15 protein-coding genes and 1 pseudogene are annotated in these 22,974 nt (G+C 40.1%); 11 read left to right on the plus strand and 5 right to left on the minus strand.

Features of this window, described 5'->3' with window-relative positions; translation table 11 throughout:
• The first annotated feature begins 43 nt into the window (after positions 1-43).
• Complete coding sequence (locus EGM68_RS12400) at positions 44-1,813, plus strand: ABC transporter ATP-binding protein (RefSeq protein ID WP_129549277.1); 1,770 nt, start codon at positions 44-46, stop codon at positions 1,811-1,813.
• Positions 1,800-3,650 carry an ABC transporter ATP-binding protein gene (locus EGM68_RS12405; RefSeq protein ID WP_129549278.1) on the plus strand — a complete coding sequence of 617 codons (1,851 nt, stop codon included), beginning with the start codon at positions 1,800-1,802 and terminating at the stop codon, positions 3,648-3,650. Before EGM68_RS12400 ends, EGM68_RS12405 begins: the two co-directional genes overlap by 14 nt.
• 217 nt (positions 3,651-3,867) lie before the next feature.
• Here EGM68_RS12405 and EGM68_RS12410 read toward each other — a convergent pair whose 3' ends face one another.
• Genes EGM68_RS12410 through EGM68_RS12420 form a run of 3 tightly spaced genes read right to left on the minus strand, consistent with a single transcriptional unit; the run spans position 3,868 to position 5,085 of the window.
• Positions 3,868-4,368 (minus strand): aminotransferase class I/II-fold pyridoxal phosphate-dependent enzyme, encoded by a 501-nt coding sequence (locus EGM68_RS12410; RefSeq protein WP_165264017.1) that lies wholly within the window; start codon positions 4,366-4,368, stop codon positions 3,868-3,870.
• A gap of 46 nt (positions 4,369-4,414) precedes the next feature.
• A complete protein-coding gene (locus EGM68_RS26545) occupies positions 4,415-4,546 on the minus strand; it encodes an aminotransferase class I/II-fold pyridoxal phosphate-dependent enzyme (RefSeq protein ID WP_481855663.1) in 132 nt (43 codons plus the stop codon).
• Between the two features lie 56 nt (positions 4,547-4,602).
• The gene (locus tag EGM68_RS12420; protein WP_129549281.1) at positions 4,603-5,085 is read right to left on the minus strand and encodes a MarR family winged helix-turn-helix transcriptional regulator; all 483 of its coding nucleotides are present in this window, start codon (positions 5,083-5,085) and stop codon (positions 4,603-4,605) included.
• A 340-nt stretch (positions 5,086-5,425) separates the two neighbouring features.
• Between EGM68_RS12420 and EGM68_RS26080 the strand changes: the two are divergent.
• The 6 genes and pseudogenes from EGM68_RS26080 (at position 5,426) to EGM68_RS26085 (ending at position 9,811) form a co-directional block, all read left to right on the plus strand.
• A pseudogene (locus tag EGM68_RS26080) lies at positions 5,426-6,492 on the plus strand (dihydrolipoyl dehydrogenase family protein).
• Between the two features lie 2 nt (positions 6,493-6,494).
• Positions 6,495-6,638 (plus strand): hypothetical protein, encoded by a 144-nt coding sequence (locus EGM68_RS26550; protein WP_129549284.1) that lies wholly within the window; start codon positions 6,495-6,497, stop codon positions 6,636-6,638.
• A gap of 204 nt (positions 6,639-6,842) precedes the next feature.
• A complete protein-coding gene (locus tag EGM68_RS12440; protein ID WP_129549285.1) occupies positions 6,843-7,649 on the plus strand; it encodes a MerR family transcriptional regulator in 807 nt (268 codons plus the stop codon).
• A gap of 43 nt (positions 7,650-7,692) precedes the next feature.
• Positions 7,693-8,016 carry a YetF domain-containing protein gene (locus EGM68_RS12445; RefSeq protein ID WP_129549286.1) on the plus strand — a complete coding sequence of 108 codons (324 nt, stop codon included), beginning with the start codon at positions 7,693-7,695 and terminating at the stop codon, positions 8,014-8,016.
• Between the two features lie 375 nt (positions 8,017-8,391).
• Positions 8,392-9,258, plus strand: a complete 867-nt coding sequence (locus EGM68_RS12450; RefSeq protein ID WP_129549287.1) for a DMT family transporter — start codon at positions 8,392-8,394, stop codon at positions 9,256-9,258.
• Positions 9,259-9,610: 352 nt separating this feature from the next.
• Complete coding sequence (locus EGM68_RS26085) at positions 9,611-9,811, plus strand: ferritin family protein (protein WP_240664162.1); 201 nt, start codon at positions 9,611-9,613, stop codon at positions 9,809-9,811.
• A 388-nt stretch (positions 9,812-10,199) separates the two neighbouring features.
• Here EGM68_RS26085 and EGM68_RS12460 read toward each other — a convergent pair whose 3' ends face one another.
• Both EGM68_RS12460 and EGM68_RS12465 read right to left on the minus strand, forming a co-directional pair.
• Positions 10,200-10,862, minus strand: coding sequence for a response regulator transcription factor (locus tag EGM68_RS12460; protein ID WP_129549288.1), 663 nt, complete (start codon positions 10,860-10,862; stop codon positions 10,200-10,202).
• A 6-nt stretch (positions 10,863-10,868) separates the two neighbouring features.
• Complete coding sequence (locus EGM68_RS12465) at positions 10,869-12,386, minus strand: sensor histidine kinase (RefSeq protein ID WP_129549289.1); 1,518 nt, start codon at positions 12,384-12,386, stop codon at positions 10,869-10,871.
• Between the two features lie 662 nt (positions 12,387-13,048).
• On the opposite strand from EGM68_RS12465, the gene fabD reads away from it, so the two are divergent.
• Genes fabD through EGM68_RS12480 form a run of 3 tightly spaced genes read left to right on the plus strand, consistent with a single transcriptional unit; the run spans position 13,049 to position 22,961 of the window.
• On the plus strand, positions 13,049-15,322 hold the full coding sequence (gene fabD, locus EGM68_RS12470) for an ACP S-malonyltransferase (RefSeq protein ID WP_129549290.1): 2,274 nt from the start codon (positions 13,049-13,051) through the stop codon (positions 15,320-15,322).
• Positions 15,319-18,297: a type I polyketide synthase gene (locus EGM68_RS12475; protein ID WP_129549291.1), complete on the plus strand. Its 2,979-nt coding sequence runs from the start codon at positions 15,319-15,321 to the stop codon at positions 18,295-18,297. The genes fabD and EGM68_RS12475 overlap by 4 nt, the downstream gene beginning before the upstream one ends.
• Positions 18,294-22,961, plus strand: a complete 4,668-nt coding sequence (locus EGM68_RS12480; protein WP_129549292.1) for a type I polyketide synthase — start codon at positions 18,294-18,296, stop codon at positions 22,959-22,961. Before EGM68_RS12475 ends, EGM68_RS12480 begins: the two co-directional genes overlap by 4 nt.
• Positions 22,962-22,974: the final 13 nt, after the last annotated feature.

Raw genomic sequence — 22,974 nt, forward strand, 5'->3', positions numbered from 1 at the left:
TGCACCAAACACCTAAGATTTTCAGATAAAGGAGAAGAACAGAATGCTGAAGATATTCAAATATCTCAAGAAAAATGAATGGATGTTCGTGCTTTGCAGCTTGGCCTTCATCGTTGTGCAGGTGTGGCTGGATTTGAAGCTGCCTGATTATATGGCCGAGATTACAACCAAGCTGCAAACCGCAGGAACGCCGATGTCGGAACTGCTGATTCCCGGTATTTATATGCTGTTATGTGCTGTCGGCAGTATGAGTGCATCTATTATTGTCGGCTATTTTGCGGCAAAGGTCGCGGCAGGGCTGGCCATGCGTCTGCGTGCGATGGTCTTTGACAAGGCCTTATCTTTTTCCATGGAAGAGATGAACAGCTTTTCAACAGCCAGCCTTATCACCCGCTCCACGAACGATGTTACCCAAATTCAAACGGTGGTTGCGCTGGGGCTGCAGGTGATCATCAAGGCGCCGATTCTGGCCGTGTGGGCCATTGCAAAGATTGCGGATAAAAACTGGCAGTGGACTGCCTCTACAGGAGTGGCTGTGGCTGTTCTGATCCTGATGCTGAGTGTCATTGTTATTTTCGCTCTTCCGAGTTTCCAAAAAATCCAACGTCTCACCGATAATCTGAACAGGGTAACACGTGAGCATCTGACCGGGCTTCGGGTGGTGCGCGCTTATAATGCAGATCAGTATCAGGAGGAGAAGTTCGGGCAGGCTAATGCCGAATTGACGAATACAAACCTGTTTGCAAACCGGTTAATGGCAATGGTTGGCCCGGGTATGACCTTTATTATGTCGGGTCTGAGTGTCTCAATCTATTGGATTGGCACTTACCTGATTAACGGAGCGGCCGTGCCGGACCGCATTACGCTATTCTCTAATATGGTCGTATTCTCCTCATATGCGGTGCAGGTGGTCATGGCCTTTATGATGGTAAGTATGATATTCTTCCTGATGCCTCGAGCTTCGATTTCTGCCAAACGGATTATGGAGGTATTGAATACCGAATCTCGCATCATCGACGGACATGAGACAGCTGGAGAAGAGGGCGTTATGGGTCAGGTGGAATTCCGTAATGTCAGCTTCAAATATCCGGATGCGGAGGAACCTGTGCTTCGCAACATTAGCTTTTCGGCAAAACAGGGCGAGACAGTTGCCTTTATTGGCGCAACAGGCAGCGGCAAAACCAGCGTAATCAATCTGATTTCCCGTTTCTACGATGTGACTGAGGGAGAGGTGCTTGTGGATGGCGTGAATGTCAGAAATTATAAGCAGCAGACACTTCATAACAAAATCGGGTATGTCCCACAGAGAGCCGTACTTTTCAGCGGTACAGTGGCGTCCAACGTTTCGTATGGCGATAACGGAAGGTCAGAAGCATCGGAGAAACTCGTCAAAGCCGCCGTGGGGATTGCCCAAGGTACGGAGTTTGTTGAAAAAATGGACGGTCAGTATGAAGGACGGATTTCACAAGGTGGAGCGAACGTGTCCGGTGGTCAAAAGCAACGTCTGTCCATAGCGCGTGCCATCTACCGTCAGCCGGAGATTTATATCTTCGATGATTCCTTCTCGGCACTGGACTACAGAACAGACCGGATTCTGCGCTCCGCGCTTAAACAAGAAACCGGCCATGCTACGACACTCATTGTTGCTCAGCGCATAGGCACCATAAAGGACGCTGACCGCATTATCGTACTGGACCAGGGCGAGATTGTAGGAAACGACACACATGAAGAGCTGATGGCGAATTGTAGCACCTATCAGGAGATCGCTTATTCGCAGCTTTCGAAGGAGGAACTCGTACATGGACAAGAATGAACACACCGTCGACAGTGAGCATATCAAAATGAAACAGCAAGGTCCCATGGGTAAAGGTCCTACGGAGGGGATGGGGACTGGTAAAAAAGCGAATGATTTTAAAAAGAACATCCGTCAGCTCTTATCCTACATCAAGGCCTGTGCGCCTATGATTATCCTCTCTATGGTGCTGGCACTGGCCGGTTCCGTCTTCAATGTGATTGGTCCGGATAAGCTCAGCGATATTGCCAACCTGATCCAGGAAGGAATTGTAACAGGGATTGATATAAATGCTATTCAGAAGATTGTTCTTGTACTGGTAGTTTTGTATGGTCTCGGCCTTATCTTTAATTATTTCCAAGGATTCATTACGGTAACCGTGTCACAGCGCCTTACAAAGAAGATGCGGACAGAACTGTCCCAAAAAATCAATCATATGCCTTTGAAGTATTTTGATGCTACGAGCTATGGTAATGTGCTCAGCCGTGTGACTAACGATGTCGATACCATCGGACAAACGTTAAACAACAGTCTCGGCACACTTGTCAGCGCACTGGCAACCTTTGTGGGTGCATTGATTATGATGCTGTATACGAACTGGATCATGACCATTACCGGGATTGTAGCTACGCTGATTGGTTTTTCACTGATGACCGTAATTATGAAGCATTCACAAAAATATTTTGTAGCACAGCAAGCAGAGCTTGGCCAGATCAACGGTCATATTGAAGAAACCTATGCTGGTCATAACGTAGTCAAGGTATATAACGGAGAAAAAGCAGCCAAGGAAGTGTTCCATGGCATTAATGGCCGCTTGTATACAAATGCATGGAAATCCCAGTTCATGTCTGGCCTGATGATGCCGGTTATGATGTTCATCGGGAATTTCGGTTATGTAGCGGTCTGTATCGTGGGCGCTTTGCTGGTGAACCAACATGTTATAACGATCGGAACTATTGTGGCCTTTATGGTGTATATTCGTCTATTTACACAGCCCTTGTCACAGTTGGCGCAGGCTGCAACCAATTTGCAATCGGCGGCTGCTGCCAGTGAACGTGTATTCGAATTTCTGGATGAAGAAGAATTGAAAGATGAAAGTGACAAGACCATGAAGCTAGATAACGCCAAAGGGGATGTTGAATTCAAACATGTTCGTTTCGGTTATAACGAAGACCATATGATTATCAAAGACTTCTCTATGAAAGCTGAAGCTGGTCAGAAAGTCGCCATTGTTGGCCCGACAGGTGCTGGTAAGACGACGCTCGTGAATTTGCTCATGCGGTTCTATGAGCTGAACGGAGGGGAAATTTATATTGATGGAACTCCGATCAGCCAATTAACACGTGAGAATGTTCATAAATTATTCTGTATGGTACTGCAGGATACATGGCTGTTTGAAGGAACGATTCGTGAGAATATCGTCTTTTCCCAAGACCATGTTACCGATGAACAGGTAGAAGCCGCATGTAGAGCAGTGGGTCTGCACAACTTCCTTAAAACTCTGCCGCAGGGCTATGATACAGTACTAGACGACAAAGCCAATCTCTCTGCTGGCCAAAAGCAATTGATTACCATTGCAAGAGCCATGATTGAAGATGCGCCTATGCTCATACTGGACGAAGCCACAAGTTCGGTCGATACGCGTACGGAGTTGCTGATTCAACAAGCGATGGACCGACTTACTGTAGGGAAAACCTCTTTTGTGATTGCCCATCGTCTCTCAACGATTAAGAACGCCGATCTGATATTGGTCATGAAGGACGGTAACATTATCGAAACGGGTAATCATGAGGAATTGCTGGGTAAAGGCGGATTCTATGCCGATTTATATAACAGCCAGTTTGAACATGCATCCTGAAAAATATAATTTTAGGGAAAAACTATAGGAACACATGAAACTGGACAAATGTCTAGGGACAAGAACGTTGAAGCAAAAAAAGTCGCTACATAGCGGCTTTTTTGTTTTATTGAACAAGCTTTTGTGTCGTGTCAAGGACAAATGCTTGTTCCAATTATGAAGTTTATAAACATCTATGCAGATATGCGACTATTGATAATCTATAACTAAAATTCTCTTAATCGAGACCTTGCAGACTTCTTTCCATACTTTCTAATGCTCGTTGCAGCAAAGATCTAGGGCAAGCAAAGTTGATTCTTTGAAACAACTCTCCGCCAGCGCCAAAGATAAATCCATCATCCAATGCAACCTTGGCTTTTTTCTGCATTAACTGTTGCAGTTCAAGATCCGAAAGTCCGAGCTCTCTAAAGTCTAGCCACGCCAAATAGGTCGCTTCCGGTTTGATCAATTTTACTTTGGGCATGCGTTCTTTCACAAACCGATCAATAAAAGTCAGGTTCTCCTCAAGATAGGTAAGCAGCTGCACAAGCCATTCTTCTCCATCATTGTACGCAGCAATTTGGGCGATAGTTGCAAAAGAGCCCGGGTCAATATCGATGGTTGTTAATTTGTGGTTCAGCTCGTTCCGAAGTCTTTCATTCGGAACAATGATATTCGATAATTGCAAGCCTGCAAGATTGAACGTTTTAGAAGGAGATGTACATACGATAGAGTTCATTCTGAATTCTTCGGATATTTTTCCAAAAGGAGTATGATGATTGGGCTTAAAGATCAGAATGAATTTCGTCGGAAACGATAAGCACATTATTCCAAATACAAATCTCACCTAAACGTTTCAATTCTTCTTCAGTCCATACGCGGCCAACAGGAATATGTGGGCTGCACAGAAATATCATTTTCGTTTTAGAATCCTGGGCGATTGTTCCCAATTCATGGCTGAATATCTTGTGTTCTATTCGCTTCGTGGAGAGAGCATCATTTCAGTATATCGCTGCATCACGTTGTAAAAAGCCTTAATTTCTTCGCTACTGAAACTTTCGTGTAACGTTTTGTCGGCCCACATGAGTTCTTTAATATCGTATAATTTGTGCGCTCTGCTCAATGCCTCTCCTTTTTCTGTAGCGTAAAGGTTTAAGTTTTTTGCATTACCGTTTTCTTTTTTTCGAAGGATGAATCCGCGTTGCTCCAGCTTTTTTAGAATCTGTGAAGTTGCTCCTTTTGTACGGTTCCACTCCAATGACAGCTTGGCAGCAGTGATCCCTGGATTCTCTTCAATCATCGTCAGGGTGTGTACTTCGACCATGTTGATCTCTTCGCCAGTACCGTAGTCCCGAATGGCTCTAATATAGTCGCTATACGTCATAACAAATTTATATATGATACTGGCCTTATTATCTAATTCATGATATTTGTCGTCTTGTTCATGGAGTTTCATCGATTGCACCTTGTCTTTCATTAAGTATCTAATTGTATCGTACCACATGGTTCAAGCAGGTACATAATACATTGAGAAACATTACAGTTGACTTTCATCAACTTAGGTTCAACATTTTCAAAGATACAATCTCGTAAGGGCTTGGTCTTCTTTACCTTTATTGACGAGAATAGTCCAGGAAAACATGCTAACGTTAAAATAAAGTTGGATGTATTGACTCTTGAATTACTCCATAGTTTATTCTTGTTTTTAGATAGATCATACTGACACAAGGTGGTTAGGATATTGTTAAAAAATCATTATGATATTATTATCATTGGCGCAGGTGCAGGTGGACTTAATGCAGCTCAAAAAAGGAATTGAGTTAGGTAAACAAGTATTACTTGTTGAAAAGTATAAACCAGGTGGAGAGTGCACATGGGCAGGTTGTATCCCAAGTAAGGCTCTAATCCAAATCGCTGATGAAATTTTTACAGCTAAAAAATATGGAAATGTAACTCATTCATCTAACATCATGAGTAAAGTTAGAAGACTTACCGAGGAGGCTCATCAAGGAGAAGCTGTTGAAGTATTAGTTGGAGAAGGCATCGACTACTTCAATGGGACAGCAAAGTTTGAGAATGAAAACATGATCAATGTCAATGATACACTAATTAGTGCAGACTATATTGTCATAAGTACAAGCTCATCTACTTATGTGCCGCCTATTAAAGGTCTGGAAAGTATACATTACTTGACTAATGAAAATGTGTTTAAACTGACTGATTTGCCTAAAAGTTTGATTGTCGTCGGGGCAGGGCAATTGGAGTTGAGTTAAGTCAGGCTTTTAATCGACTGGGCGTTCATGTAAAACTTGTGGAACGAGCCGATCACATCTTGCTTAAAGAAGAATTGGATCTGTCTCAACATCTTGAAAGCATTTTAAAGCAGGAGGGGATAGAAATTTTTACGGGCTATAGTGCCGAAGAGGTGTCGGAAGATGAGACAGGGGTTTCTTTGAGTATCGTAAAAGATAGTCATAAAGAAGTTCTTCACGCAGAGAAAATTCTATTTGCACTTGGCCGGAAACCAAATGTTCATAGCTTAAACCTGGATGATGTAGGAGTAATATATACGGCAAAGGGAGTTCAAGTGAACGAGTACATGCAATTCAGTGCTCCTCATATTTTTGCTGTTGGGGATTTGGTGGGTTCCTATATGTTCTCTCATATGGGAGCTATTCAAGGTAAGCTCGCTGTGAATAATGCCTTCAATAAACAAATGAAAAAAGTATCCAATGAGTATGCATGGTGTACTTTTACACATCCAGAACTAGCAAGAACAGGCTTAACTGAACAAGAGGCACGTGAAAAGTACGGCAACAATATTAAAGTATATACTAGAAGTTATAAAGAGTTGATCGCGTAGTAGTGGATGGAAAAACGGATGGTTTTGCAAAAGTTATTTGTGATTCTAACGGATATGTGCTTGGAGCAAGTATTTTAGGTGAGAGAGCTTGTGAGATGTTAGGTGAAGTTCAATTACAACACTACACTTACCTCTTTCCGTTCTGAAGGATAGTATTCACCCGTACCCTTCATATAGTGAATTATTACTAGGTTTAAGTAAAGAGGCTTCTTTTGCTTAATAATAGTTCAGTCAGATTATTTCTGGCTGATTTTTTTGATCCTAAATCAGGAAAGGAAATGGGAGTCTGAGCACCTAATAGAATCTCAAGAGTGGAAAATCATTAAACACACAATAAGGAGGGAATAAACATGGACAATCCTTTTTTTAAAACAGGAGATATAGCGAAACTTCATAATGTAAGTACGGATACGGTGCGTTTATACGATAAAGAAGGGCTTGTTAAACCATCTCTTGTTAGAGAAAATAAATATCGTTACTATACTTTGCAAGAAGTCATGAATTTTGGTAATGTGACTATGTTCAGGGAATTGGACCATTCAATCAGCTCCATCAAAAAACGGTTGGATTTTAGTACAATCGATGAAGTTGTATCTCTTAATCATAATCAAATGAGCCATTTATCTAAGGAGATTAAACAGTTAGAAAAAAAGATGGCTTACCTTCAAACTCTCAATGAGCACCTGCATTCATTTTTAGAAGCACCCAATACTATACAGCTAATTGAGAATCCTTTCTTATTTATTTGCAGGGGAATGGAATTCTCTTGGGGAAAAAATGGAATAAGCTTAAGCTCTTCCTATGAAGATGAAGGTGTGGCTGAGTTATTTTGGACCCGAACTTCATTGATAAGCCGGAATTATCATAAACAGCCTGATCAAACTGTAAGGACTACAATGTATTGTTCAAATATAATAAATAGTGATTGTGAAGCTGCTGAGAAAATTAAAATTAAGCGTGCACTACGTTACAATTATGTAGGCAATCCTTTTGAGCACACGGATTATATGCAAGAAATAGATCAGCAAATTGATAGCTACTGTCAGGAGCAACAACTTACAATAAGCCAAGAGAAATATGAGGTTTTTCTCATTTGCCTATTAGATGAAAACCATTCCGAAAATTGTTACATCCATATCCTATACCCCTTGATTTAGAAAAAGGAGTCTTCTTTCATGATTTTCCGATTTCGGGAAGACTCTGAGCAAAGCGAAAAAAGGAAAACTAGAAATAAATAATTTACGCAGGCTTCGAGTGTCTGTTGATGACCTTGAAAAACGTCTGCGAATGGTTGGTATTTCGAATATTGAAGATGTGAAGTACGGTACGACTGAAAATAATGGCGAGTTTGGTTATGAGTTGTACCCCGAAGCAAAGCCAATAACAAAAAAAGACATGGAACTTATGTTGAAATCTTATTTGCCTAAGCCTAACAGAGACGTTTCATCAGGGGTGAAAAGAATTTCTTTAGAAGGAGACCAAACGGAATCCCATCGTGACGAAGTTCCTACACAACTTCAATGATTTAAAGTAGAAGAAGGCAATCCCAACACTCCGTCTGAGTTTGAAAGGGGATATTGTTACATGGAAAAGAAGACCTTTAACTTGATGGGCGGGTGTTTTCGCTGAAATACCACCAGATTGAGCATGATCTATATAAAAAATGCACTTAACAACTGGTTATTATAACTTTCGTGCATAACGCAGGCACAATATAGAACTCCCTCCAATAATTTATACATATGAGATCTATCACCAAGTCATATACCATGAAACCAATGGAAATCACTCTAATTGAAGATGATGTTTCGTACAGTTCTTTTCTGAACTCAAACCTATACTATACCTACATGAATAAATTTCTCTAAATACAATCTAGCAGGAAAGAGGCGATAAATAATGAAACAGAGAAGAATCTATCTGTTCCTTATTTTAGCTAATTTATTTTGGGCAGGGAATTATATTTTTGGAAAAATGGTGGTGTCAGAGCTTACTCCCGTACAGATGACTTTTTTCCGTTGGACTATTGCAATCTGTATCTTGTTTCCGATTTCTCAGATCGTAGAAAAACCGAAATGGAAAGAAGTTTGGAAGAAATGGCCTATTCTTTTATTAATGGGGTTACTAGGAGTTATCGGATATAATTTTCTACTGTATGTGGCATTACGTTTCACTTCTTCTTTGAATGCATCTTTGGTCAACGCAATGAATCCTGCTTTAATCGTATGCTTTGCGGCCCTTTTTCTGAAGGAGCCCCTTACGCTATCAAGGATGGTAGGTCTTTTGATGTCACTTATCGGGGTTCTTCTGGTTCTTACAAATGGTCAACTTGGAATGATTTTTCGGACAGTATACAACGTGGGAGATATGCTGATGCTGGCAGCGATCTCAGTATGGACAGCATATTCTTTGCTGGGACGCAGAATCAAGGAGATCCCACCCATCGCTGCAATTGCAGTATCTGCTTTACTTGGTTTATTTGTTCTTGTATTCTTTCTCCCAACCTCTGGAAACCCATTTCCTTTGAATGGGAGAGTAGTGATAGGTATTTTGTATATTGGATTGTTTCCATCTATACTTTCATTTATTTTTTGGAATGCCGGTATTCGGGAGATAGGGGCAAGTCGTGCAGGCGTATACATGAATTTAATTACTGTATTTACTGCGATAATGAGTGTGGCTATGGGGAATCCTGTTCATCTTTCGCAGATCATTGGAGGATTAATTGTATTTGCTGGAGTATATGTGACAACATTGAAGGTGTAATGAGCGATTAATGGAGTCATTTTCAAATAGAGTTTTGTCAATAATTTCCATATAGTAGTTCCTAATATTAGGAACCGACATGGGCAGATGCGCATATATTTTCTATAAACTAACGTCGGGAGGAGACAAACTTGTATCAAGTACCTTCTTACTGGGTAAATTCAAACTATATGCGGGTCGATTTTGTTCCTATCTGGAACACAGGATTTCCAAAAGCAGTACAAATGATAAAGGAAGCGGTACAAGGGGAGCGTAACGATGAGCGCGGCCACAATAAAATGTTTAGAGAGATGTATCGGGCTTTGACAGGTCAAGAGAAATTTCAGGCATCAGTAGTGAGGAATATGAGAAAGTGCAATCCTATACAGAAGGTCTACAGCGCGCCTTGATGGGGGAGTTGGATGCGGTGGAACGATATCGCGACATCTGGTTTGGATTGCCTGCTGGCATCTATAAAGATACAGTGTACGGTGTTATATTGGATGAGCTTAAGCACGCTGCCAAATACAATTATCTGATTACGTTGAATCTTAAGTGTTTAGTTACCAAATAGTACTCTGAGAGCAATTCTAAAACACAACTCAGATGTAAGGCACAAACAAAAGATCGAAATCATGTAGTATTGCTCGATTAGTAGAAAAAACGAACTGTTCTTATCAAGGGAGTAGTTCGTTTTTTCTTTTTAAGAGTTATATCATTTGGATAATAGACAAAGCTTAAAGTGTAAAAAATTGTGCTATCAGGTGAGGAATATGAAGTAGAAGTAGTTGACTTTCCTTACAATTGTAGTTTTTATTGAAATAAGTTCTGATTTACAATTACAAATAAATTAGTCGGCTATGAAAAGTTAACATAAAAATAACATTGTGTAATAACTATGGGAAAAATTTAAGGTATAAATATATGAATTGATCGTTAAAATTGTTAGTTATTCAAGATGCCTAAATATTAATGTTTACGATACCATGACGAACGGCTTCGGCTAACGCTTCAGAACGATTGGTTACTTTTAATTTCTTGAAAATTTTAGTAAGATTATATTCTACTGCCCGTAGACTCATATAAAGATCATCAGCGATTTGCTTATTATTTTTTCCTTTAGCGATATATTCTAGCAATTCTTTTTCCTTCTGGGAAATGGTTACTCTACTGGTAGAGTGCAAAGAATTATTTTCTTGAGCACTTTCATATACAAACTCGGTAACTCTCAACTGTTTAAGTAAAGATACAGGTATTAACGTATACCCATTGATAACAGAGCGGATAGACATAATTAGATCTTGTTGAGAAGCAGATTTGCTTAGGATACCGCTAATACCTGTGTCAATTAACAGATTGAATATGGACAAATATTCAAATCCGGTATATAAGATGATCTTGGCATTCTTATGTATTTTCATAATTGACTTGGCAAGTTCAATACCGCTGCACTGAGGCATATTCATATCAAGCAAATACACATCGTATTGTTTATGTCTTAGATCATTTAACATTGAGTTAACATCGCTGGAATAAGTAGCAGACATGTCTTTCTCCAACTCAATCATTTTTTTAGTTCCTTCACCAACTAGCTGATGATCGTCCACGATAATTATTTGAATCAATTGGTGTCACCTCGGTATACTTATTTGAACAACAGTACCTTTGCCAACGGATGTTACGATCGTTATCTCCCCTCCCAGTGAACGAATCCGCTCTTTAATTCCTGACAGCCCCATGTGTTGATGAAGGGAACGCGATGATTCCAGATCAAATCCAATTCCGTTATCACTGTATTTAAGCAAAATCATGGAGTCTACTTCGGAAATGCTAAGAAGTACGTTAGTAGATTGGGAGTGTTTTTTTGCATTGTTAATTAACTCTTGAATCACTCGATACAAAGATAGAATTTGTTCGAAATTATAGTATTTTTCCTGAATATCATAATATTCGAAATGGATAGTGAATTCAGCCCTTAGCTGTGCCTGTGACAGCCATTCTTTGACTGAGCCAATTAAACCAATATCGGATAAGAGAGAGGGTCGAAGGTCGTTGCATGTACTGCGGATTTGATGGATAACATCCAGCATACCGACTTTTATTTTTTCCAATTGGCCCCTTAAATCTTCCTCCAAAATGTTTTCACCGAGTAGCGTCTCAAGTTTACGATACCATAGAATTTGATCTTGCAGAGCCTCGTCATGCAGATCGGAAGCAAGTCGGCGGCGCTCTTTTTCTGATAATTGAAAAATGAGCCGTCTAAGTGTGACGGAATAAATTTGCTCTTCGATATTCTGCTCTTCAAAACTCTTAATTACTTGATGAATACAATTCAAATTTTCATAGACTAGATGTATGTATTTCCCAAATGTTAAAAACCATTGCTTTTGTTTTTTACAGAAAGCCGCTCGTTCCAACGTATGACCAACCCAGACGACATAACTGGTTTCTTGTTTGTTATATAGAAATATACCGATGTCTCCATCTGATTCATACAACTCATAGCGAGTTTTTGTTTTCATTTCATTCTTCATATTATCGGTTATTACAAATTCCTCACTATAACAGCCTGTATTGCTATATAAACCATAATTTTCGGTTCTTGCGGTATATTTCAAAAAAACTAGATATGAGGGATTCAGGATCTGTTGAATCTCTTCAGCGATAATTTTATTTAAATCTTCAGTTCTCATTATAGTAGGGAGTTGTTGTATAAATTTATCAAGCCGCTCATGTAAATTATTATTTGGGTGTAATACACTCAACAATTTCATAACTCTTTTCTCTTGCGGGATGAGCAAAATATGTAGGGCAAGCAATTCCAAGAAAATCTCAACGAAGAAAACAAATCCTTTCTCGGCATTTTCAAACAATATGTAGAAAATATATGTATTTAAGCTACTGTAAATTAAAGATAACAGCACGGCATATTTCCAATGGTGAAACAATGGGTTCTCCCGTATCGGCAGTATGGAAATGCCTTTTTTGAGTAGGTAGAAGAAAAAGGTGATTAGAATTAATTCTTCCATGCTCAAAAAAAATTCAAATAACGATGTATCCAGCGTGGAAAAGCTCCAACACATAACAAAATATATGAAACTGAAAGCTAAAATTAAAATAAAACCATTACTTTTATGTGAAATACCCATGAGAATATGCTCCTTTCTATAGTATTTATATTCAAAAGCATTGAAATTAATATTTTCTTAAATTTTACCGTGGTATGGAAATTGGACTTTCTTTAAATGTATTGCATGAATCTTTTAAAACAATGTTGGATTAGGGGAATACACAATCAATTTGCGGTGACAAGCCATATAGTTTACGGTTCATACCATTCAATATAGAGCTAAAATACTAATAAATACTTAGTGAGTATACACTTTAAGGAGATTTCTATATGAAAAGTCCTTCAATCCTCGTTCTGAGGGAGGAATGCTAGAAGTTACTGTTCACTCTTCCACTACAGATGAAACTTATATCTAATATGGTAATTATTTAAAATTTTAACTTTTGATCCTTATAACATCCCTTTTCTCTCAAGATTATTTTTGGCAAGCCATTTGCGAGCCAATTCGTTTTGCTGAAGCAGCAAAATCTACGATCATTCCATGAATCTACCGTATACCTTGATTTGAGTCTTTCTGGAGATATAGTCAATACTTTAAAGGAACTGATATATATCAGCTAACAACTGATTAATATCCGTTTTTGCCCATTTGTTCAAAACTGTGCACAGTTAGACAGCTTTGTTTTAATACATAAAAATGAAAGATTAGGCGAAGAAATAAATTTTAAGGAGGACAACAAAATGCTTGGATATATATTCCCGGGTCAAGGGTCCCAAAAAAAAGGAATGGGAGCGGATTTGTTTGACCAATTTCCAGATATCATCAGACAAGCTGACGTTATTTTGGGCTATTCCATTTGCGACCTATGTACTCAGGATCGTAATAATCTGCTTCGACAGACACAATATACACAGCCGGCTTTGTACATAGTTAATGCTTTAATGTACATGCAAGCGACCCAGAAGGGAGAATATCCCCATATTGTCGCTGGCCATAGTCTCGGTGAGTATAATGCTTTGTTTGCAGCTGGCGTGTTCGATTTTGCAACTGGCCTAAAGCTGGTACAAAAAAGAGGGGAATTGATGAGTCGAACAAGCGGGGGAGCTATGGCCGCTATTTTGGGTTTAAATGAAGAAGAATGTACCGAAGTTTTGAATCGTGTTCCTTCTCATACGATTTCAATAGCCAATTATAATTCTGCGAAACAGTATGTTATTTCTGGGACACAAGCTGATATCAACAGGGTACAACCTTACTTTGATGAAATAGAGAATATTACATATATTCCGTTGAACGTAAGCGGGGCTTTCCACTCTCAATATATGAGTGAAGCAAAACAGGAGTTTGGTAAATTCATTCAACAGTTTTCTTTTTCTGAGCCATCCTTACCCGTCATCTCTAACTTGAAAGCTCGTCCTTATCGTTTATCTGAGATTGCATTCAATTTAATAGAACAAATAACTCATCCTGTAAAATGGTCCGAGACTGTAAGGGTTATGCAAGGTTTTGGTGACATTAGTCTAGTGGAGATAGGCCCAGGCCACGTACTCACGGGACTAGCAAACCGAATACAGCAAGAGTTTGATCCTATCCGACTCTCTTCCGAAGAATGGGCATGGCAGGAAACGAAAACAGCTGCTCCACTTCAACCTAGCTCGTCCGTGAAAACCTCAAGTGCAGAAAAACTTGGAAGTGATGAATTTAAACAGGCTTATAATCTAAAATATGCGTATTTATCGGGGGGGATGTATAGAGGGATTGCATCCAAAGAGCTGGTGATCAAAATGGGGAAAGCCGGAATGATGGGTTTCTTGGGTACAGGTGGATTAACGCCAGAAAAAATTGAAGAAGACATCAAATATATTAAACAAGCGTTGAATCAAGAGCAGGCTTTTGGGATGAATCTTCTGCATACTCCTGATAAGCCAGAAAAAGAAGAACAAAATGTCGAGTTGTTTATGAAATACGGAGTAAAGAATATTGAGGCTGCAGCATACATAGGCGTAACGCCAGCATTAATTAAGTTCCGGGCGATGGGCTTATCTGAACTTCCAGACGGTACAGTGGTAGTGAACAATCGTATTATTGCAAAGGTATCTAGACCAGAAGTTGCACAAAATTTTTTGAGCCCAGCCCCTGAACAACTATTGGAGAAAATGTTGAAGACAGGAGCTATATCCCACCAGCAAGCAAAATGGTTGAGGGAGATCCCGGTAGCCGATGATTTATGCCTTGAGGCTGATTCGGCAGGTCATACCGATGGGGGTGTGGCTTATGTGTTAATGCCAGCCATCAGTAAATTACGTGAAGAGATGATGGAAAAGTACAAATATAGGAAAAAACCTAGTATTGGTGCGGCTGGGGGGATAGGTACACCAGAAGCAGCCGCAGCTGCTTTCCTTATGGGAGCTGATTTTATAGTTACTGGATCTATTAACCAATGTACAGTAGAGGCCTGCACAAGCGATGCGGTAAAAGATCTCCTTCAGCAAATCAACATCCAAGACACAGCGTACGCTCCAGCCGGTGATATGTTCGAATTAGGCGCTCGTGTCCAGGTATTGAAGAAAGGTGTGTTTTTCCCAGCTAGAGCCAATAAATTATACGAGCTTTATGTACAGCATTGTTCAATAGATGAAATTGACGAAAAAACAAAGAAGCAGTTGCAAGAACGATATTTTAAAAAAAGTTTTGAAGATGTATATGCTGAAGTTAAACAGTATTACGACCAGGCTGAAATTGAGAAGGCCGAACTCAATCCTAAACGTAAAATGGCACAGATCTTTAAATGGTATTTTGCATATTCCAGCCGGGCTGCAATTGAAGGCATAGCAGGTTGTCAAGTGGACTATCAGATTCATTGCGGTCCTGCGCTCGGAGCATTCAATCAGTGGGTCAAAGGCACAGAGTTGGAGGAATGGCGGTATCGTCATGTAGATGAGATCGCTTTAAAGTTATTGGCGGGAACAGTCAAGTTGCTTCAATTAAACGCGAGAAAAGAGTGGGGATCATGAAATCCAGAAGAAGAGAGATAGCGGTGATCGGCATAGCCTGCCGCTTTCCAGGAGCTAATGATTACAGCTGTTTTTGGGATAATTTAGAAAAAGGTGTGAATTCAATCCGAGAAATAACCCCAGATCGGTGGGATCCAGACATTTATTATAGTCCCGACGCAGATAGTCCGGGGAAAAGCGTAAGCAAGTGGTGTGGGCAAGTAGAAAATATTTACGATTTTGATTCCGGCTTCTTTAATATTTCACCGCGTGAGGCATTGACTATGGACCCGCAGCAAAGAATTTTATTGGAAGAGACTTGGCATTGCATCGAAGATTCAGGAATTCCGTTATCAGTTCTACAAGAAAAAATTACGGCTGTATATGTGGGAGCTATGACAACTGACTATAGACAAGAGTTTACTTCCGTTAACCTTAATACAGACAGCTATGACTGCTTAGGAAATTTTGAAAGCATATTGGCCAATCGTATATCTTATACATTTGATCTAAAGGGAACTAGCCAAACATTAAATGCCGCTTGTGCTTCTTCACTGGTAGCTGTGCAAGAAGCACGGCGTGCATTAATAGAAGGTGAATGTGACTATGCGCTTGTTGCAGGGGTAAATCTTAACTTGCACCCATGGAAATATGTATCTTTTTCCAAATCGCGTATGTTGAGTCCGGACGGTCAGTGCAAAACTTTTGATATTGCCGCTGACGGTTATGTACCAGGTGACGGGATCGGCGTGGTGCTCCTACAGCGTGTAGATGAGTCCACTATGGATAAAAACCATATTTATGGGGTGATAAAAGGAGCTGCCGTTAATCATGTGGGCAAAAGCTTATCAATGACGGCTCCCCGAATGGAAGCACAGCGTAATGTCATATTATCAGCACTTGAAGATGCGGAGGTACAAGCCGAGACAATTAGTTACATTGAGGCTCACGGAACAGGTACGTCGCTAGGAGATCCCATTGAGATTCAAGCGCTGACCCAGGCTTTTCAAAAGCACACGGAGAACAAACGGTTTTGTCATATTGGATCTGTAAAGACCAATATCGGGCATCTGGAGGGAGCGGCAGGGTTGGCGGGTGTAATTAAGGTATTGCTAATGTTGCAACATCGAAAAATACCAGCCACTTTAAATATTAAAACGATCAACCCTATTCTTCAACTGGAGCAAACACCATTTTGCATAGCAGATCAACCTTTAGCATGGCAGGATAATGGAACAAATCCCTTACGCGCGGGTGTCAGTTCTTTTGGATTTGGAGGAGTCAACGCACATATTGTGATAGAGGAATACGTGAATAGAGACCCTGAGACTGATGATTTCCAATCCGCTTCTGTAGCTTTGGAGTTTTTTGCTTTATCGGCCAAAAGCTCCTCAAGTTTGTCAGATGCTTTACATAGCTGGACATCTGGCCTGCTTCATAATAAATGGGGGTCTTATACGTTAACCGACATAAGCAAGACATTATTGACGGGCAGATCGTCCTTTCCCTATCGATACGGATGCCTTGTGGAGAGCAAAGAGGCGTTACTGCGACAACTAGCCTCCCGTAGCGAGTTGCTGACAAAAGTTCCTCATTCCTCTTGGGTTTTGCATATTGGACAAAGATCATGCAGTGGCTTTGGAGAATTTAGTGATTTTTATGCAGAATGCTATTTATTTCGTAAACAAATAGACCAACTAATCAAAATACTGAAGAAATTAAGATATCAACGAAATGTGTGTAATGATTTTTATGAATCCGTGTGGCCAGAAAAGTATGTCGATTTGTACAATTTTATAGCTCATTTTGCTTATGTTTCGGTTTATTTGGAGCTAGGCTGTTCTCTACACCAGGTGACTTGCGACATTTCAGGTATATGGGTTGCCATTGCCGTAAGTGCAATGGCTCAAATAGAAAAAATTTTGGCGGTGAAAAGTGGCAGAATGTCTTTGGCAATGTTGCAATTAAAACGTCCCCGTATTCCATTTAAAGATCCGGTTAGCGGCAACGAATTATTGCCCATTGTTATTGACGCTGAATACTTGCGGGAACTAATTACAAGCATACTGGAGCAGATTCCTATTGAGAAAGCAGATCATACGAGGCAATGTTACGTAGCAATTTCTAATAATTTCGTTGATTATCTTGAAAAAACAAAATTACTGTATCACAGCCAATTCACTTTAAAAAAATATATAGACGAATGGCAGGAACAAATTATTCGGATCACAGGATACGATATTTATAAACATATAAACCAGGAAGAAACCACTGTAAATATTACGCAAAGTACAAACAGGGAACAGTTATTGCTAGGATTGGCTATTGTATGTTCATGGCGCAAACTTAACCGCAAGTGGAACCTTCAAGACCAGACTGAACTGCTGGATTCTAGATTCCAGGAATTAACAGATTTAATTATCGATGATTTTATCCCCGCAGAAGTAATACTGGAATTGCTAACTGATCAAAAAGCTCCTTGGGAAAAAGTGGCTGATATCTTGGTTGATGCCCAGTCTAAACTCAGTTATGAGCACCATCCTTATGTATTGCTTAAAAAACATAATGAGCAACTGCGTGAAATTATAAACGTTTCCGAGTGGTTGACTGCGGCGAGTGACATGGAGCCAAGTACAGTAGACGAAAATTCGATTTGCCTCTGTATCAAGGACGACCTGGCAAATGCGACAGATACCAATAAAACATTTAAGGAAAATCTTCTACGTTTATGGTTACAAGGAGCTGATATAGATTGGAGTCGTCTTTATGAGAAACCAGTTCACAAAGTACAATTGCCAGGCTATTTTTTTGACAGATCGACGTGTCGTATATCTCAAAATCAAAAAGGAGATAAACATCTATTTTCTTGCCAATCCGATAGCAAACAGGACAAAAATTTGCTTGTGCAAGACTTAGAACTGCAACACTTGCTGAAGTTACTGGAACAGGGGAATCTTGGGGTTGATGAGCTAAAACAAATAATGGGGGCCGAATGATGGATGACAATCAGATGTCAGTGGATAACATTCTACACATGATTAAGGACGGTCTTATGAGCGCAAAGGAAGGTTTTTCCTGCATTAAGCGCATTCAATATCAGCAAGAAGTAATTCATCATTCATCATTAACTCAGCCTGCTTTACTGTATCAGCCAGTGTGGGACGAACAGATTGCAGTTCCACGGCTTAGCGAATCACGTCAAATCATAATGTTTGATACAGATGATTGTCACTGGAACGTTTTAAAACAAAATGGGGTAAGAGTGACACTTGTTAAGCCAGGAACTTCGTTCAAATGCTTAGCAGAAGATGTATATGAAATCTCTCCTATGGTGGAAAACGACTACAATAAAATATGGGGAGCTTTATTAGATAAAGGTCAGGAAATAACAGATATCATTCATTGGTGGTCGAAAATAGGACAGGACTCGAATGAATTTGAAAATAATAATCATTTATATCATTTATTTTTTCTTACCAAAGCATTAATGAAAATAGAGCGACAAGAGCCAATCCGACTTTTATATGTCTTTAAAGAACAAAAAAACAAACTGAATTTCCTGGAGGCAATGGGTGGATTCGCTAGAACTGTAAGACGCGAAAATCCTGATTTTATCTATAAAACGTTCCAATACACTGAACCTGCTGAACATATAGTGGATCAACTTTTGGAAGAGTTACGTTCAGCAGATAAAGACGTTGAAATTAGATGCTATAAAGGAAAGCGACAGGTCAAACAGATGGTTCTCATGCAAAAAAGGCAGCAACAGCCATCAGCAATACCTTTTAAAAAACATGGAACTTTTCTGATTTCAGGGGGATTAGGCGGGCTTGGATATATTTTTGCTGTACATTTTGCAGCTAAATTTCAGGCCAATTTGGCCATTGTTGGCCGCTCCGAACTAACTTCATCAAAGAGAGAAATGATACATAGACTGGAATCGCTCGGAGCTAAAGTGTTGTACATACGTACCGACATCGCTACGAGGGAAGGAGCCCACGAAGCCGTTAAACTAGCCAAGCAGCAATTTGGTGCTGTGAATACCGTCATTCATGCAGCCGGTGTTCTGCGTGACTCATATATTCCTTATAAGACTGTTCAACAAATACGGGAGGTTCTAGAACCTAAAGTAAACGGAACATTTTGGCTGGATGAAGCTACAAGTGATGAAACACTAGACTATTTTATTATGTTTTCTTCTATTATGGCTTTTAAAGGAAATCCGGGACAAAGTGACTATGCTTTTGCCAATGCCTACATGAACAGTTTCGCAGTTCAAAGAGAGTCATTACGCAAACAGAGAGCACGGACAGGAAAAACAATTTCTGTGAATTGGACTCTGTGGGAAGACGGTGGGATGAAAGTGGATGATGCCACACTGGTTTTTTTGGAAAACACAATGGGGATTGTCCCTTTATCCACATTGGAGGGTATTCAGGCCTTTAAATACGTCATTGCCGCTGGAGCACCTCAAGTGGCTGTATTAAAAGAACTTTCTGACGTGAAAATTGTTTCTAAAAGCAGTGCGGATAATCAACCTCAAAAGCAAGGCACCACCACAACAAGTGAAGACAAAGAGTTGTATGATTTTATTTGTCTGGAAATAAAAAAACTGATTTCTGAAATTTTGTATGTGGATGTATTAAAAATTGATCTTGATACGGACAAAAACGAATATGGTTTTGATTCTATATCTGTAACCGATCTTATTAACCGTCTAAACAAAAAATTCGGACTTGAGCTGACTCCGCCATTATTTTATGAATATAGCGATTTCTCTGCATTTTGTTCGATGCTCAGAAAAAAATACTCCCGTCAAATTGCATTTGTGTATGGTCAATTGGATTCTGACAAAAAACTGCCGCCACTTGTTCAAGATTCTATCTTGTCGCCCAGTCCTGTTAACTCCATTCCCAATTCCCAAAATAGAACTTTTATAAATGAATCATATGAAGCTGAACCCATAGCCATTGTAGGCATGTCCGGCGTTATGCCACAGACCGCAGATTTAGATGAGCTTTGGCAGCAAATATACCATGAGGCCGATTTAATTACAGAAGTACCGAAAGACCGTTGGGACTGGCGAGAATATTATGGTGATCCGCTTAAGGAGACGAATAAAACAAACATCAAATGGGGGGGATTTATGAATGAAGTTGACAAGTTTGATGCCCTCTTTTTCGGTATTTCACCGCATGAAGCTGAATTGATGGACCCTCGTCAACGCATATTTCTAGAAACAGTATGGAAAGTAATCGAAAATGCCGGTTATAAAACTTCTGATTTGTCTGGGAGTCAGACGGGACTTTTTGTAGGTGTGGGCAATTCGGATTATAATGATGTGCTAATTGACAATAAGACAGAAATACAGGCTCATACTCCATCGGGATTATTTAACTCAATTTTAACAAACCGTATTTCCTATATCCTGAATTTGCATGGGCCAAGTGAGCCGATCGACACAGCTTGTTCAAGTTCTTTAGTTGCTGTTCATCGGGCTGTAGAGTCTATTAGAAGCGGCGAATGTGAAATGGCAATCGCAGGAGGAATCAATGTCATTCTCAGTCCCAAACTCTTTATAGCTCTGAATAAAGCGGGGATGCTTTCAGAAAGTGGACGCTGCCACACATTTGACCGCAGAGCTGATGGGTATGTGCGTGGTGAGGGAAGTGCTGCGGTGATGTTAAAACCACTCTGTAGAGCTATCAAGGATGGGGATACAATTCATGCTGTTATAAAAGGTTCATCCGTAAATCATGGTGGACATGCCACTTCCTTGACTGCACCCAATCCAAACGCACAAGCCCGTTTAATCATTGAAGCATGGAGAAAAGCGAATATTGATCCCGCTACCGCTGGCTACATCGAGGTTCATGGATCGGGAACACCTTTGGGAGACCCCATCGAGATCAATGGTCTTAAGAAAGCATTTGACGAATTATATTCCTACTGGGGACGAGATATTCCGGTGGAACCCCACTGCGGCATCGGTACGATAAAGACGAATATCGGTCATTTGGAATCAGCTGCTGGTATTGCAGGCTTGGTTAAGGTAGTGCTTTGTATGAAACGACAAAAATTAGTGAAGAACCTTCATTACGAAGAGCACAATTCCTACATTGAGTTAAATAACAGTCCATTTTATATTGTGAACCAGACTGGAAATTGGAACCGAACAGGTAAGGATATACCGCTTAGGGCGGGCGTAAGTTCTTTCGGTTTTGGTGGAGTCAATGCTCATGTAGTGATTGAAGAGTGGATGAATCAGAAAAAAACAGCCGAAATAACAAAGCAGGCAAATGTGATTGTTATTTCCGCCAAAAATGAAGACAGATTGCATGCTTATGTTAAAAACATATTGAATTATCTCGAAAATAGCGATCCGGAAATATCCGATCTTTTCTATACACTTCAAGAGGGTCGGGACGAGATGGATGAAAGACTGGCTGTAGTAACGGATGATAAGCAGGATTTGATTGCTAAATTGCAATTGTATCTCCAGCAGAAGTCGGCTACAGAATCTATTTACCGAGGAAATGCCAAATCCGGTTCAATTGTACTGGGCTCCCTGATGGATGGTGAAGAAGGAAAAGCATTTATTGAACACCTTATTAAAACGCATAAGCTAAATAAATTAGCTAAATTATGGGTTTCTGGTATGAAAATAAATTGGAAACTATTATATCAATGCCTTCCTAATCGTATCCCATTGCCCGTTTATCCTTTTAAAGGTGAGAGATACTGGATATCTCCGTCTACCAAAATCGACACAGAAACTTCCAGCCATTACGCTTATGAAAATCATCCACTCATACAGCGGAATACATCCGATTTGTCGGAATTTCGATTCAGTTCAATACTTTCAGGACATGAATCTTATTTGGTACATAGTAATGAAGGGGAGTTCCCAGTATTTACTGGAGGAATTTTTCTGGAGATGGCTTGTGTGGCTGTTCAGGCCATAACGGGGTTACAAGAGCGCAAACTAATAGGGCAAGAACTCCACATAGCTCTTGAGGATATTCACTGGATTTCTTCCGTACAGACGAATACAGGCCCCTTTGATATCCATATCGGGCTTTGCCCGGAAGAAGATCAGTATATAAATTATGAAATCTATGGAGGATGTCGGACTCAAGATGAGCAAATGGTGTATAGCCAAGGAAAAGGATTTATTGGGAGCTATTTAGAGCAAAACTTTGACATCGGAATTCTCCGTTCACAATTTCCGCAGCTTGTGGAATTGACAGAGCAGTTTTATAAGGAATTTTACAGCTTGCAGGGGTCTACATTTGCCCGCCAAGAACTCTGGAGGATCGACTCTTTATATACAGGATTAAGCGGAGCTTTAGCCAGATTTTTACCTACATCCGCTGAGTCAGATAATTTTCAGCAATTCGTACTCCACCCTTGTCTTGTAGATCTAGCTTTGCAGACTCTCGTATGGTTCTATGAACCAAACCAAGCGGAAAGTGGAAACTCACAAGAAATGGAAAAGACTTTTGCTATGCATAAATTAACAGTCTTACAAACGTGCCCTAAGGCGTTGTGGATTCATATCCAGTACACTCCCGGCAGAGAGACAAAGACATTTGATATAAACATGTTAGATGAACAAGGCAGACTATGTGTACGGATGGAAGGTCTTACCTATAACTGATCCGAAGGAGATT

This window comes from Paenibacillus sp. M-152 (assembly GCF_003856555.1).
GTDB lineage: Bacteria > Bacillota > Bacilli > Paenibacillales > Paenibacillaceae > Paenibacillus > Paenibacillus polymyxa_C.